This is a genomic window from Streptomyces sp. NPDC002776, assembly GCF_053592195.1.
The window spans coordinates 106,735-123,289 of sequence record NZ_JBSFVG010000019.1 but is presented as its reverse complement, the minus strand read 5'-3'; the positions used below and the strand labels follow the sequence as shown (position 1 = coordinate 123,289).

Sequence of the window (16,555 nt, the reverse complement as noted above, 5' to 3'; positions counted from 1 at the left end):
TCCTGGCCCGGCACCTCGTGACCGAGCACGGCGTACGGAACCTGCTGCTGACCAGCCGCAGCGGACCGGAGGCATCGGGGGCGCAGGAACTCATCGCTGAGATGGAGGAGTTGGGGGCATCGGTCCAAGTGGCCGCATGCGACGCCGCCGACCGTGATCAGCTCGCCGCCCTGCTGAACGGCCGTACGCTGACCGGTGTCGTCCACGCGGCCGGTGTCCTGGCCGACGGGCTGGTCACCGCCCTCACCCCGGAGGAACTGGCCACGGTCTGGCGCCCCAAGGCCCAGGCCGCCCTGCACCTGCACGAACTCACCCAGGACTCCGACCTCGCGTTCTTCGCGCTGTATTCGTCGGTGTCGGGTGTACTGGGCGGTGCCGGGCAGGCCAACTACGCCGCCGCCAACAGCTTCCTGGACGCCCTCGCCCATCACCGCCGCGCCCAAGGGCTGCCCGCGACCTCCCTGGCCTGGGGTCTGTGGGAGCAGGCCAGTGCCATGACGGGTGAGCTGGACCTCGCGGATCGTCGGCGGCTGAGCCGGATGGGTCTGGCGCCGCTGTCCTCGGAGGAGGGGCTGGCTCTGCTGGACCGGGCCCTCGCATCCGCCGAGCCCGCGCTCGTGCCCGCCCGCCTCGACCTGGCCGGTCTGCGCGGCTCGGAGACCGTGCCCGCCGTACTGCGCGGACTCGTCCGTCCCGCGCCCCCCCGCCGCACCGCCGACACGACAGCCGGGATGCGCGACGCGGGGTCGGCGCTCACCGAGCGGCTGGCCGGGCTCGGCCGGGCCGAGCGGGAGCGGCATCTGGTGGAGCTGGTGCGCCGGAGCGTCGCGGCCGTTCTCGGCCATGCCTCCGGGCAGTCCGTCGACGCCGAGCGCTCCTTCAAGGAACAGGGCTTCGACTCGCTGACCGCCGTCGAACTGCGCAACCGTCTCGGCACGGCGACCGGGCTGCGGCTGCCCACCGCGATCGTCTTCGACCATCCGACGCCGACCGCGCTCGCCGCCCATCTGTATGAGGCGCTGTTCCCGCGGGACGTGGAGGCTGTTGACGAGGCGCGGACGCGCGTTGCGGCCGTGGCGGGGACGGACGAGCCGATCGCCATCGTCGGCATGGCCTGTCGGTTCCCCGGCGGTGTGGCCTCGCCCGAGGATCTGTGGCGGCTGGTCGCCGAGGGCGTCGACACCATCGGCGGCTTCCCCACCGACCGCGGCTGGGACCTGGAAGGGCTCTACCACCCCGACCCCGCGCACCCCGGAACCGCCTACACCCGACAGGGCGGATTCCTGTACGACGCGGCCGAGTTCGACCCCGACCTGTTCGGGATCTCGCCGCGCGAGGCGCTGGCGATGGACCCGCAGCAGCGGCTGCTGCTGGAGACCACGTGGGAGGCGTTCGAGCGGGCGGGGCTCGCGCCGACCTCGCTGCGTGGCAGCAGGACCGGTGTGTTCGCCGGTGTGGTCGCCACTGACTACGCGGCGCGGCTGGACGAGGTGCCCGACGATGTCGAGGGGTTCCTCGGCATCGGCAACACCTCCAGCGTCGCCTCCGGCCGGCTCGCCTACACCTTCGGTCTGGAGGGCCCGGCCGTCACCGTCGACACGGCCTGCTCATCGGCGCTGGTGGCGCTCCACCTGGCCGCGCAGTCGCTGCGGAACGGCGAGTGCGACCTCGCCCTCGCGGGCGGCGTCGCCGTGATGCCGTCGCCGTACATGTTCGTGGAGTTCAGCCGGCAGCGCGGGCTCGCCGCCGACGGCCGCTGCAAGGCGTTCTCGGCGGCGGCGGACGGCACTGCCTGGTCCGAGGGTGCCGGGGTGCTCGTGGTCGAGCGGCTGTCGGACGCGGTCCGCAACGGCCATCAGGTGCTGGCGGTGGTGCGGGGTTCCGCCGTCAACCAGGACGGTGCGTCCAACGGCCTTACGGCGCCCAATGGTCCGTCCCAGCAGCGCGTCATACGGCAGGCCCTCGCGGGCGCCGGGCTGGCCCCCTCCGACATCGACGCCCTGGAGGCGCACGGTACGGGCACCGCGCTCGGCGACCCGATCGAGGCCGACGCCCTGTTGGCGACCTACGGGCAAGGGCGGGACGAGGAACGGCCGTTGTGGCTGGGGTCGGTGAAGTCGAACATCGGGCACACGCAGGCCGCGGCCGGTGTGGCGGGCGTCATCAAGATGGTGATGGCGATGCGGGCGGGCGTACTGCCCCGCACCCTGCACGCCGACGAGCCCACGCCGCATGTCGACTGGACAGCGGGCGGGGTACGGCTGCTGACCGAGAAGCGGGAGTGGCCGGCGGACGGCCGTCCGCGCCGCGCCGGGGTCTCCTCCTTCGGGATCAGCGGCACCAACGCGCACGTCATCCTGGAGCAAGCCCCGGAGCCCGCCGGCGCGGTGACTCCGGCCACGGCGTCCCCCGGCACGGTCCCGTGGGTGTTCTCCGGCCGTACGGAAGGAGCCCTCCGGGCCCAGGCCGACCGTCTCGCCGCCTTCGTCGCGGACCGGCCCGAGCTGCCTGCCGACGGCATCGCGCTGTCGCTCGCCGCGACCCGGGCCGCCCTCGATCACCGGGCCGTCGTCCTCGCCGATGACAACGCCGGGTTCGGGCGGGGGCTCGCTGCCGTCGCCTCGGGGGGCCATGCGCCCGAGGCCGTCACCGGTGTCGCCGCGTCCGAGGGTGCCGTCGCCGTCCTCTTCACCGGGCAGGGCGCCCAACGGGTCGGCATGGGCCGTGAGTTGTACGCCGCGTATCCGGCGTTCGCGCGGGCCCTGGACACCGTGTGCGAGGCGCTGGACGCCCATCTGGAACGGCCGCTGCGTGAGCTGCTGTTCGCGGAGCCGGGCAGCGCGGAGGCGGCGCTGCTGGACCGTACCGTGTGGGCACAGCCCGCACTGTTCGCCGTCGAGGTGGCCCTGTACCGGCTGGTCGAACAGTTGGGCGTGCGCCCCGACTACGTCGCCGGGCACTCCATCGGTGAGCTGGCCGCCGCCCATGTCGCCGGGGTCCTCTCGCTGCCCGACGCCGCCGCGCTGGTCACGGCGCGCGGACGGCTGATGCAGGCGATGCCGGAGGGCGGGGCCATGCTCTCCGTGCGGGCGGGGGAGGACGAGGTCCGCGAGACACTTGCCGGGCGGGAAGCCGTCGTGAGTGTGGCCGCCGTCAACGGCCCGGCGTCCGTGGTGATCGCCGGTGACCGGGAGGCCGTCGCCGAACTCGACGCCCTCTGGCGCGAGCGTGGCCGCAAGACGGCGTACCTGCGGGTCAGCCACGCCTTCCACTCCCCGCACATGGACGGCATGCTCGCGGAGTTCGGGACCGTCGCCGCCGGGCTGGAGTACGTCGAGCCCCGCATCCCGGTCGTCTCCAACGTCACCGGCGCGGGCGCGGCGCCGGGTGAGCTGGGCACCGCCGCGTACTGGGTACGGCATGTCCGCGAGCCCGTCCGTTTCCGGGACGGTGTGCGCTGGCTGCGGGACCAGGGCGTGACCACCTTCCTGGAGTTGGGCCCCGACGGCGTGCTGACGGCCATGGCCGACGACTGCCTCACCGAACCCGCCGCGCGCGAGGCCCACGAGCCCTCTACACCTCCCGCGTTGCTGCTCTCCGCCCTGCGCAAGGACCAGCCGGAACCGCGCACGCTGCTGCGCGCCCTCGCCCACCTGTACGTCCACGGCGGGACCGTCGACTGGGCCGCGCTGCACGACGGCGGCGCCGCCCGCCACGTCGAGTTGCCCACCTACCCGTTCCAGCGCTCCCGCTTCTGGCTGGAGTCCGCCCGTACCGGTACCGCCACGGTCGACACCGTGGACGCCCGGTTCTGGGAGCTGGTCGAGAACCAGGACGCGACGGCCCTCGCCGCCACCCTGGACCTCGGCCCGGCCGACGGCGCCGCCGGCCTCGACGCGCTGCTGCCCGCCCTCGCCTCCTGGCGGCGCGGCGAACGGGACCGGTCCACCCTGGACACCTGGCGCTACCGCACGGTGTGGAAGCCCGTCACGGTCCTCGGCTCCGGCCGCCTGGACGGCACCTGGCTCGCGGTACTTCCGGCCGACGACGGTACGTCCGACACGGCATGGGCACGCCTGTCCTACGCGCTGCGCGCCCTCGGCGCCGACGTCGTCGAACTCCGCCTCGGCGCCGCGGCGTTGGGGCTCGGTGCCGAGCACGTCGCGGGGCTGCTGCGGGACGCCGCTCCCCAGGGTGCCTCCGGGCTGGTCTCGCTCCTCCCCGGCGCCCACGGGCTGGGTGCCACCCTCACGCTGCTCCAGGCGCACCTGGCCGCCGGGCTCGACGCCCCGCTGTGGTGCGTCACCCGAGGTGCCGTCGCCGTCACCCCCGACGAGCGGATCACCGACCCCGCCCTCGCCCAGGTCTGGGGCCTCGGCCGGGTCTTCGGTCTGGAACACGCCCCGCTCTGGGGCGGCCTCGTCGACCTCCCGGCCGAGGTCGACGAGCGGGCCGCGGCCCGCCTCGCCGCCGTCCTGGCCGGCACCGACGGCGAGGACGAGTGCGCCGTCCGCGCCGCAGGGACCTTCCTGCGCCGCCTCACCCGGGCCGCCACCACCGGGGCCCGGGCGGCCACCACTGGCACTCGGACCGCCGTCCCCGGTGACCGGACCGAGACCACCGGCGACCGGACCGAGACCACCGGCCCCCGCGCCGCCGCCACTGGCACTGGGGCCGCCACCGGCACCCGGGCCGAGATCACCGACACCCGGGCTGTCATCACCGGCGCCCCGACCGAGACCACCGACTCCCGCGCTGCCATCACCGGCACCCCGACCGAGACCACCGACACCCGGGCCGCCGCCACCCCCGCCGCCACCACCCACTGGCAGCCCCACGGCACCGTCCTGATCACCGGCGGCACCGGTGGCCTCGGTGCGCACATCGCGCGCTGGCTGGCCCGGAACGGCGCCGAGGACCTCGTGCTGACCAGCCGCCGCGGCCCCGACGCGCCCGGCGCCGCCGAACTCGTCGCCGAACTGACCGCCCTCGGCGCCCAGGTCTCCGTCGTCGCCTGCGACATCGCCGACCGGGACGCCGTCGCCGCGCTCCTCGACACGCTGCCCGGACGCCGTCCCCTGAGCACGGTCGTCCACGCGGCCGGCGTCGGCCACTTCACCGCCGTACCGGAGCTGACCCAGGAGCAACTCGCGGACGTGCTGGCCGCCAAGGCGGACGGCGCTGACCACCTCGACGTCCTCCTCGGCGACCGGGACCTGGACGCGTTCGTGCTCTTCTCCTCCATCGCCGGTGTCTGGGGCAGCGGCCACCAGGGCGGGTACGCCGCCGCCAACGCCCACCTCGACGCCCTCGCCCAGGACCGGCGCGCCCGCGGCCTCGCCGCCACCGCCGTCGCTTGGGGCGCCTGGGCCGACGGCGGCATGGCCGACGCCGAGATGACGGCCCACCTCGAACGGCGCGGCATCCGCACGATGCGGCCCGAGCTGGCCCTCGCCGCTCTCCAGCAGGCCCTGGACCGGGGCGACACCGCCGTCACCGTCGCCGACGTCGACTGGGAGCGTTTCGTCCCCGCGTACACCGCCACCCGGCACCGCCCACTCATCAGCGAACTCCCTGACGCACAGCCCTACTTGACGGGCCCGGAGGGCGACCCGGCCGGCGCCGCCGACAGCGACCTCGCCCGCAGGCTCGCCGGACGCACCCCCGATGAGCAGGAGCACCTGCTCATCGAGACCGTCCTCACCGAGGTGGCCGCCGTCCTCGGCCACAGCGGCACCGCGAACCTCCAGCCCGCGCGCGCCTTCAAGGACCTCGGCTTCGACTCGCTCACCGCCGTCGAACTACGCAACCGGCTCACCGCCGCCACCGGGCTGCGCCTGCCGTCCACCCTGATCTTCGACCACCCGACGCCGACTGCCCTCACCGCCCACCTGCGCGGCGAACTCCTCGGTGCCACCGCCGACGCGACCCCGGCCGCCCCCACCACGGCGGCGGCGCCCGACGAGCCGATCGCCATCGTCGGCATGGCCTGCCACTACCCGGGCGGGGTCACCTCGCCGGAGGACCTGTGGCGGCTGGTCGCCGAAGCGGGCGACGCCATCGGCGCCTTCCCCGCCGACCGAGGCTGGGACATCGACGCCCTGTACGACCCCGACGGGCGCCGCCCCGGCACCTCGTACATCCGCGAAGGCGGCTTCCTACACGACGTCGCCGGATTCGACGCCGAGTTCTTCGGGATCTCGCCGCGCGAGGCGCTCGCCATGGATCCGCAGCAGCGGCTGCTGCTGGAGCTGTCCTGGCAGGCCCTGGAACGCGCCGGACTGCCCCCGACCGGGCTGCACGGCTCCGCGACCGGCATCTTCGTCGGCTCCAACGGCCAGGACTATGCCACCCTCCTGGGCCGCGCGCCCGAAGCCGTCGCCGGATACCAGGCCACCGGCAGCGCCGCCGCCGTCGTCTCCGGCCGGGTCGCCTACAGCCTCGGCCTCGAAGGCCCGGCGGTCACCGTCGACACCGCCTGCTCCTCCTCCCTGGTCGCCCTGCACATGGCCGTCCAGTCGCTGCGCAACGGCGAATGCGAACTGGCGCTCGCGGCCGGTGTGACGGTCATGTCCACGCCCGGCCCGTTCGTGGAGTTCAGCCGCCAGCGGGGCCTCGCCGCCGACGCCCGCTGCAAGCCCTTCGCCGAATCGGCCGACGGCACCGGCTGGTCGGAGGGCGCCGGTGTGCTCGTCGTCGAGCGGCTGTCCGACGCGGTCCGCAACGGTCACCAGGTGCTGGCGGTCGTCCGCGGCTCCGCCATCAACCAGGACGGCGCCTCCAACGGCCTCACCGCGCCCAACGGCCCCTCCCAGCAGCGCGTCATACGGCAGGCTCTCGCGAGCGCCGGACTCACCCCCGCCGACGTCGACGCCGTCGAGGCGCACGGCACCGGCACCACCCTCGGCGACCCCATCGAGGCCCAGGCGCTGCTGGCCACCTACGGACGGGCCCGGGACGCCGAACAGCCGCTGTGGCTCGGCTCGGTGAAGTCCAACATCGGCCACACCCAGGCCGCCGCCGGTGTCGCCGGTGTGATCAAGATGGTGATGGCGATGCGGGCGGGCGTCCTGCCGCCGTCCCGTCACGCCGGGGAGCCCACCAGCCACGTCGACTGGTCCGACGGCACCGTCGCCCTCCTCGACCGGGCGGTGCCCTGGACCGAGGGCCGCACCGGCCCGCGCCGGGCCGGAGTGTCCGCGTTCGGCATGTCCGGCACGAACGCCCACGTCATCCTGGAGGAAGCCCCGCCGGGCACCGCGTCCCGTCCCGTGGTCGTCGCCGGGCCCGCCGGACTGCCCGGTTCACACGTCCTCCCGTTGGTCGTCTCGGCCCGTACCGCCGAGGCCCTGACCGCCCAGGCCGCCCGGATCGCTGACGTCGTGGCAGCCGGGACGGACCCGGCCGACACCGGCTGGAGCCTGCTCACCACACGCTCCGCGCTGGAGCACCGCGCGGTGGCGTGGGGCGCCGAGGCGGGCGAGCTGACCGATGCCCTCCGGGCGCTGGCCTCCGGTACGCCCTCCGCACACGCCATCACCGGCACCGCCTCCGAAACGGGCGGCGGAACCGTCTTCGTCTTCCCGGGGCAGGGGGCGCAGTGGCTGGGGATGGGGCGGGGGCTGCTGGAGTCCTCGCCGGTGTTCGCGGCGCGGATCGGGGAGTGCGAGAGCGCGCTCGAGCCATACGTGGACTGGTCGTTGACCGAGGTGCTCACCGGCGACGACGACGCCTGGATGGAACGGGTGGACATGGTCCAGCCCGTGCTGTGGGCGGTCATGGTGTCACTGGCTGCGGTGTGGGAGTCGTTCGGTGTGACTCCGGCGGCCGTGATCGGTCACTCGCAGGGGGAGATCGCCGCGGCTGCGGTAGTCGGTGCGCTGAGCCTGGAGGACGCCGCCCGGGTGGTCGCGCTGCGTTCGGCTGCGATCCGGGATGAACTGGCGGGTCGTGGCGGTATGTTGTCGCTGGCGACCGGCCCGGAGCAGGCATCGGAGTGGGTGTCGTCGTATGGCGAGAGGGTGTCGATAGCCGTCTTCAACGGTCCCGATGCCACGGTGGTGGCCGGTGATCCGGAAGCCCTGGAGGAGATCGCCTCGGTGGCGGAGGCCGCTGGTGTGCGGGCACGGCGGGTCCCGGTGGATTACGCCTCGCACTCCGCGCATGTCGAGGACATCAAGGCCCAACTCCTCGACGTCCTGTCGCCGGTGACACCGCAGACCTCCCGCATCCCGGTGATCTCCACCGTCACCGGCGAGGTGTTGGACACGACGACCATGAACGCCTCGTACTGGTACGAGGGCCTGCGCCGTCCGGTGCGCTTCACCGAGGCCGTCCAAGTAGCCCTGCAACAAGGCAATTACACCCTCATCGAGGTCAGCGCCCACCCCGTGCTCACCATGGGCGTGCAGGCCATCGCCGAGGCGGCGGAACAGTCGGTCACCGTCGTCGGTACCCTGCGTCGGGACGAGAACGAGAACGTCCGCTTCCTCGCGAGCACGGCCGAACTCTGGGTGCACGGCACCGACATCGACTGGTCCGCCGTCTACGCCGGGCGCCCCGTCAGCCGCGTCGACCTGCCCCCGTACGCCTTCCAGCATCGCCGCTACTGGCTGGAGCCCAGCGAGGACACCGCGGCCGACACCAGCCGTGGCGGCACCCTGGACTCCGCGTTCTGGGAGGCCGTCGAGAGCCAGGACATGGACGCTCTCTCCGGGGCGCTCGCTCTCAACGGTCAGCGGGACGCCTGGCGGGAGGTGTTGCCGGAGCTGGCCTCCTGGCGGCGCCGGCACCGTGAGCTGTCCACCGTGGACGGCTGGCGCTACAAGGTCGCCTGGAAGCAGCAGGCCGACCCCGCTGTACCGGCCGCGCTGTCCGGCCGCTGGCTGCACCTGGCCCCCGAGGGCGCCGGGGACGACTGGTGCACCGGTCTCACCGCGCTGCTCACCGGGCGCGGCGCCGATGTCGTGACCGTGCCCGTGCCGGTCGGTGGCGCCGACCGCGGCCTGCTGGCGCGGCTGTTGGGCGAGGCGGTCGGTTCGGAGGGGGTGACCGGGGTGTTGTCCACCCTGGCGCTGGCCGACGTGCGGTCCGTCGAGGGGCAGCCCGTGGTGGCCGAGGGCGTGGCAGCCACGCTCGCGCTGATACAGGCGGTCGCCGACACCGGGCTGTCCGCCCGGGTCTGGTGCGTCACCCGCGGGGCCGTCGCCACCGGCTACGGAGACGAGATCACCCACCCCGTCCAGGCCGAGGTCTGGGGCATGGGCCGGGTCGCCGCGCTCGAACTGCCGCAGCAGTGGGGCGGCCTCCTCGACCTGCCCGCCGACCTCGACGACGAGCGGGTCCGCCGCCGGATCGCGGCCGTGCTCGCCCAGCGCGACACCGTCGAGCACGACCAGGTCGCCGTCCGGCCCGGAGGTCTGTTCGCCCGCCGGATGGTGCCCGCGCCGCTGCCCGCCGACGGGCCGGTCCGGGACTGGAAGCCGCGCGGCACGACCCTCGTCACCGGGGGCACCGGACTGCTGGGCGGCATCCTCGCCCGCTGGCTCGCCCGCAACGGCGCCGACCACCTCGTCCTCACCAGCAGGCGGGGCCCCGAAGCCCCAGGAGCCGCCGAACTACGGTCGCAGTTGGAGGAGTTGGGCGCCAGGGTCACCATCGCGGCCTGCGATGTCACGGACCGCTCCGAACTCGCCTCGCTCATCGGCGGGCTGGACGCGGCCGGTGACGAGATCCGTGCCGTCTTCCACACCGCCGTCCGCTACGAGCTCGGCGCCCTCGCCGACACCACCCTTGCCCAGTACGCCCACGTCATCGACGCCAAGATCACCGGCGCCCGGATGCTCGCCGAACTGCTCGGCGAGCGGGAACTGGACGCCTTCGTCGTCTACTCGTCCGTCGCCGCCCTCTGGGGCAGCGGTGACCACGGCGCCTACTCCGCCGCCAACGCCCACCTCGACGCCTGGGCGCAGGGGCAGCGGGCCCGCGGGGTGCCGGTCACCGCCGTCGCCTGGGGCATCTGGGACGCCGTCAACGAGTGGGACAGCCAGGACGCCGCAGAGCGGCCCGTCCTCAACCGGCGCGCCCAGCGCCAGGGCCTGCCGCTCATCGACCCCGAACTCGCCCTCACCGCCTTCCAGCAGGTCCTCGACCACGACGAGGTCAACATCGCCGTCGCCGACGTCGAATGGGAACGCTTCACCCAGCTCTTCACCTACGCCCGCACCACCCACTTCCTGGACGACCTCCCCCAGGCCCGGCCCCACCTCCCCACCCCCGGACAGACCGCCCCCGCCCCCGGCGCGGACACCTCCGAACTCCGCGCCCGCCTGCGCGCCCTGCCCGCCGGTGAACAGGAGCGTGAGCTCCTGGAGCTGGTACGGAGCCAGGCGGCGGCCGTCCTCGGCCACAGCGGCCCGGCGACCATCGAACCGACCCGCGTCTTCCGCGACCTCGGCTTCGACTCCCTGACCGCCGTCGAGCTGCGCAACCGCCTCGGCGCCGCCACCGGCCTCGCCCTCCCCACCACCCTGGTCTTCGAATATCCCACCGCCGACGCCGTGGTCGCCCTGCTCCGCGACGAGATGGCACTCGACGGCGACGCCCCGGGCAGCGGAGACGTGCTCACCGAACTCGGGCGACTCGAAGAGGCGTTGGCCGCGGCCACCCCTGATACCGACACCCGGCTCAAGCTCACCCGGCAGCTCCAGACCCTGCTGCTGCGGCTGAACGACGACGCGGCAGGCACCACCACCACCGGCACCGACACCACCGACGAAGGGGACCTCGAAGCGGCGACCGCCGACGAGATGTTCGCACTGATCGACCGCGAATTCGGTACCTCCTGACACCCGCTCCGGCCCGACCACCCAGCAACAGTGGAGATGTCGACGATGGCGCAGAACGAAGCGAAGCTCCTCGAATACCTCAAGCGGGTGACCACTGACCTCCGCCACACCCAGAACCGCCTCGCCGCCGTGGAGGAGAAGGACCGCGAGCCGATCGCCATCGTCGGCATGGCCTGCCGCTACCCGGGCGGCATCACCTCGCCCGAGCAGCTGTGGCAGCTCGTCACCGAAGGCGGCGACGCCATCGGCGGCCTCCCCGACAACCGCGACTGGGACCTGGACAACCTCTACGACCCCGACCCCGACCGGCACGGCAAGAGCTACGTCCGCGAGGGCGGCTTCCTCCACGACGCCGACCGCTTCGACGCCGCACTCTTCGGGATCTCGCCGCGCGAGGCGGTGGCCATGGACCCGCAGCAGCGGATCCTGCTGGAGGTCGTGTGGGAGGCCTTCGAACGGACCGGGATCCCCGTCACCTCCCTGCGCTCCACCGCCACCGGGGTGTTCGTCGGCTGCAACCCGCTCGACTACCGCTCCGGCATCCACCAGGTCCCCGAAGGCGTCGAGGGCCACCTCGTCACCGGCAGCGCCAGCAGCATCGTCTCCGGCCGGATCGCCTACACCTTCGGCCTCGAAGGCCCCGCCGTCACCCTGGACACCGCCTGCTCCTCCTCGCTGACCGCCCTCCACCTCGCCGCGCAGTCGCTGCGCGGCGAGGAGTGCGGCCTCGCGGTCGCCGCGGGCGTCGCCATCATGTCCACCTCCGACGAGTTCAGCGGCTGGAGCCGCCAGCGCGGACTCGCCGCCGACGGCCGCTGCAAGGCCTTCGCCGCCGACGCCAACGGCATGGGCCTGTCCGAGGGCGCCGGCGTCCTCGTCCTGGAACGGCTCTCCGACGCCCGCCGCAACGGCCACCGGGTGCTGGGGGTCGTCCGCGGCTCCGCCCTCAACCAGGACGGCGCCTCCAACGGCCTGACCGCCCCCAGCGGCCAGGCCCAGCAGCGCGTCATCCGGCAGGCGCTGCTGAACTGCCGCCTCAATCCGGCCGACGTGGACGCCGTCGAGGCACACGGCACCGGCACCCCGCTGGGCGACCCGATCGAGGCCCGGGCCCTGCTCGCCACCTACGGCCAGGGCCGGGACCCCGACCGTCCGCTGCTGCTGGGGTCCATCAAGTCGAACATCGGCCATGCACAGGCCGCGGCCGGTATGGCGGGCGTGATCAAGATGGTGATGGCGATGCGGGCGGGCGTACTGCCCAAGACCCTGCACGTCGACGAGCCCACCCCGCACGTCGACTGGTCCGCCGGAAGCGTCTCCCTCCTCACCGAGCCGACGCCCTGGCCCGCCACGGGCCGTCCGCGGCGCTCCGCCGTCTCCGCGTTCGGGATCAGCGGGACGAACGTCCACGTGGTGCTGGAGGAGGGTCCGGCAGAGCCCGTCGAGCCGTCATCCGCCCCGGCTGAGGTCGGCGGGCTGCTGCCGTGGGTGCTGTCGGCCGGTTCGGCGCAGGCGTTGGTGGCGCAGGCCGGGCGGCTGTCGGGGGTCGTTGCCGAGCTGGATCCGGTGGATGTGGGGTGGTCGCTGGCGACCGGTCGGGCCGGGTTGGGGCATCGGGCGGTGGTGTGGGGGCGGGACCGTGCGGAGTTGACGGCGGGGCTGGCTGCCGTGGAGTCCTCCGACGGGACGGTGGACGGGCGCCTCGCGCTGCTGTTCACGGGGCAGGGGTCGCAGCGGGCGCGGATGGGCGCTGAACTGGCCGCCGAGTTCCCGGTGTTCGCGCGGGCGCTGAACGAGGTGTGCGCCGGGTTCGAAGGGCTGCTGCCGGGGTCGCTGGTGGAGGCGCTGTCGGACGAGACGGGCGGGCTGCTGGACCGGACGGTGTTCACACAGGCCGGGCTGTTCGCGGTCGAGGTCGCCCTGTACCGGCTGGCGGAGTCCTGGGGCGTGTGTCCCGACTTCCTGATGGGGCATTCGGTCGGTGAGCTGGTCGCCGCGCATGTGGCGGGCGTGTTCTCGCTGGAGGACGCCTGCCGGCTCGTCGCGGCACGCGGGGGACTGATGGACGCGCTGCCCGGGGGCGGGGCGATGCTCGCGGTGCGCTCGGGCACTTCCCAGGTGCGCGACGTCCTCGCCACCCTCGGCAACGCGGTCGACGTGGCGGCGGTGAACGGGCCGACGTCGGTGGTGGTGTCGGGCTCGGTGTCGGATGTCGAGGCGGTGCGCGAGCGTTTCGACCTGGCGGGCATCAAGACCCGGCGGCTGACCGTCTCGCACGCCTTCCACTCCTCGCTTATGGAGCCCATGCTGGGCGAGTTCGAGCGGGTCGCCGCCGAGGTCGCGTACGCCGAGCCGCGCATCCCCGTCGTCTCGAACGTGTCGGGCCGGGTGGCGGGCGACGAGATACGCACCCCCGAGTACTGGGTCCGGCACGTCCGGGAGTCGGTGCGGTTCGCGGACGGCATGGCGTGGCTGGCCGGGGCCGGGGTGAGCAAGTTCCTGGAGCTGGGCCCGGACGCCACGCTCACCGCGATGGGCGCCGAGAACGTGGAGGGCCTGTTCCTCCCGGCCACGCGCCGGGGCCACGGCGAGGTGAAGACGTTCACGCAGGCGGTGTCCCGGCTGTGGACCAGCGGCGTCGACGTCGACTGGGCCGCCCACTTCACCGGGCGCGATCCGCACCCCGTCGACCTGCCCACGTACCCCTTCCAGCGTGAGCGCTACTGGCTCCAGGTCCACGACGGCTCCGGCGACCCCGCCGGACTCGGCCTCGCCGCGGCCGGTCACCCCTTGCTGGGCGCGGCCGTGCGCCTCGCCGCGGACGGCGGTGCCGTGCTGACCGGCCGCCTCTCCACCCGGACCCACCCCTGGCTCGCCGATCACGCGGTGGCGGGGACTGTGCTGCTGCCGGGGACGGCCTTCGTGGAGCTGGCGGTGCGTGCCGGTGACGAGGTCGGTTGCGGGAGTGTGCGCGAGCTGACGCTTCAGGCGCCCCTGGTCCTGCCTGAACAGGGTGGTGTGCAGATCCAGGTCGTCGTCGGTGCCCCCGAGGAGGACGGGCAGCGCTCCCTCGCCGTCCACTCCCGCCCCGAGGACGCGGGCCCGGACGCCCCCTGGACCACGCACGCCGAAGGCATCCTGGCCGACGCCCAGGACACGACCCCCGCCGACCTCACGGCCTGGCCGCCGGACGGCGCGGAGCCGGTCGACGTCACCGGCTTCTACGCCGCCGCCGAGACCGCCGGTTACGGCTACGGCCCCGCCTTCCAGGGCATGACCGCCGCCTGGCGCAGGGGGGAGGAGGTCTACGCCGAGATCACGCTGCCCGAAGCCGTCCGCGCGGACGCCGACGCCTACGGCCTGCACCCCGCCCTCCTCGACGCGGCCCTGCACCCGCTCGGCGTCCTCGCCGACGCCGAGACCCACACCATCCGCCTGCCCTTCGCCTGGCGGGACGTCACCCTGCACGCCGCCGGAGCCGGACAGCTCCGGGTGGCCCTCACCCCCGGCGGCCCCGACGGCACCTCCCCGGCCGTCGCCGTCGCCGACCCGACCGGCCGCCCGGTGCTCACCGCCGCATCCCTCACCCTGCGCCCGCTGCGCCCCGACCAGCTCCCGGCCGCCCCCGTCCATGGCGACCGGCTCTTCCGCCTCGACTGGCAGCCCCTCGACACGACCCTGCCCGAGACACCGCACGACGAGGCCTGGGCGACCCTCGGCCCCGACCCGCTGGCCCTCGCCGCGGGCCTGCAGTACGCCGGTACGACCGTCTCCGCGTACCCGGACCTGGCCGCGCTGACCGCCGTACTCGACGCGGGCGTCCCCGCGCCCCCCGTGGTGCTGCTTGCCTGCGCCGCTCCCGCCGACCCGTCCGCGCCTAACGCCGAAACCGCGCACGACGCCGAGACCCCCCACGACGCCGAAACCGCGCACGACGCCGTCCGGACCACCCTCGCCACCCTGCGCGCATGGCTCGCCGACTCACGGCTCGCCGAGACCCGCCTGGTCCTCGTCACCGCCGGCGCCGTCGCCACCCGTACCGGCGAGGACGTCACCGACCTCGCCCACGCCCCGCTGTGGGGCCTCGTCCGCACCGCCCAGAGCGAGCACCCCGACCGCTTCCTCCTGGTGGACGCCGAGGACGCCACCGGGGCGGAACGCGAGCTGCTGGCCGACGCGGTACGAGCCGCCCTGGCCGCGGGGGAGCCGCAGGCCGCCCTGCGCGGCGAGCGCGTCCTCGTGCCCCGCCTCGCCCGCTGGACCCCCACCGGTCCCGACGACCGCACCTCCCCCTGGCGCACCGAGGGCACCGTGCTCATCACCGGCGGCACCGGCACACTCGGCACCTTGGTCGCCCGCCACCTTGCCGGGCACCACGGCGTCCGCAGGCTCCTGTTGACCAGCCGCTCCGGCGACAACTCCCCCGGGGCGGACGCCCTCGTGGCCGACCTGGCCCGGCTCGGCACCGACGCCGAGATCATCGCCTGCGACGTCGCCGACCCCGGCGAACTGGCCACCCTCCTCGACAAGATCCCCGCCGAGCACCCGCTGACCGCGGTCGTCCACGCCGCCGGAGTCGTCGACGACGCCGTCCTGACCGCCCTCACCCCCGACCAGGTGGAGGCCGTGCTGCGCCCCAAACTGGACGCCGCCCTCACTCTCCACCACCTCACCCGCGACCTCGACCTGTCCGCGTTCGTCCTGTTCTCCTCCACCGCCAGCGTCTTCGGCGGCCCGGGCCAGGCCAACTACGCCGCCGCAAACGCCTTCCTGGACGCGCTCGCCCATCACCGCCGCGCCCACGACCTGCCCGCCACTTCCGTCGCCTGGGGCCTGTGGGGTGAGACCAGCGGGATGACCGTCCGCCTCGACCAGGCGGACCTGGACCGCATCACCCGCTCCGGGCTCGCCCCGCTCTCCTCCCCGGCGGCCCTCGCCCTCCTCGACACGGCGAGCGCCGGCGGCGACGCCCTGCTCGTCGCCGTCGAGATCTCCATGGCCACCCTGCGACGGAACGCCCAGGCCGGCATGGTGCCCCCCATCCTCGGCGGCATCCTCCCCACCCCGCCCCGGCGCGCCTTTGCCCGCGCCACCGACACCGGCGGCCCGAGCCTCGCCCGGCAACTCGCGGGCAAGGACGCCAAGGAACGCCTCGCCCTCTTCCAGGAACTGGTCCGCGGCCATGTGGCCGAAGTGCTGGCCCACGGCAGCTCCGTCGAGGTCGCCGTCGACGCCGACCGCGACTTCAACGACCTCGGCTTCGACTCGCTCACCGCCGTCGAACTCCGCAACCGGCTCGGCACCGTCACCGGACTGCGCCTGCCCACCAGCCTCGTCTTCGACTACCCCAGCCCCCGCGCGCTCGCCGCCCACCTCAACAGCCGACTCACCCCCGAGGACGAGGGGCAACCCACCGCCCTCGGTGAACTGGAGCGGCTGGAGGCGGCCCTGGCCGCCGCCCCGCCCACCGCCCGGGGCCGCTCCGCGCTCCTCAAGCGCCTCCAGTCACTGGTCTGGCGACTGGAAGCCACCGACGAGGACGACAGCCCCGAAGCGCCCGACGGCACCCCCCTGGGCGCCGGGCCGCAAGCGACCGCCTCCCTCGACACCGCCACCGACGACGAGATGTTCGCCCTGATCAACAAGGAACTCGGCCTCGGCTGACCACCCCGAGCACCCCCGCTCCCCAGCGCCCGCCCCAACCCCTC

2 protein-coding genes are annotated in these 16,555 nt (G+C 74.3%); both read left to right on the top strand.

What is annotated here, in order from left to right; genetic code table 11:
* Positions 1-10,847 (top strand): type I polyketide synthase (locus ACWD11_RS30055; protein ID WP_451286747.1); only part of this gene is annotated, 10,847 nt, incomplete at its 5' end.
* Positions 10,848-10,877: 30 nt separating this feature from the next.
* A complete protein-coding gene (locus tag ACWD11_RS30050) occupies positions 10,878-16,511 on the top strand; it encodes an SDR family NAD(P)-dependent oxidoreductase (RefSeq protein ID WP_451286745.1) in 5,634 nt (1,877 codons plus the stop codon).
* Positions 16,512-16,555 lie beyond the last annotated feature (44 nt).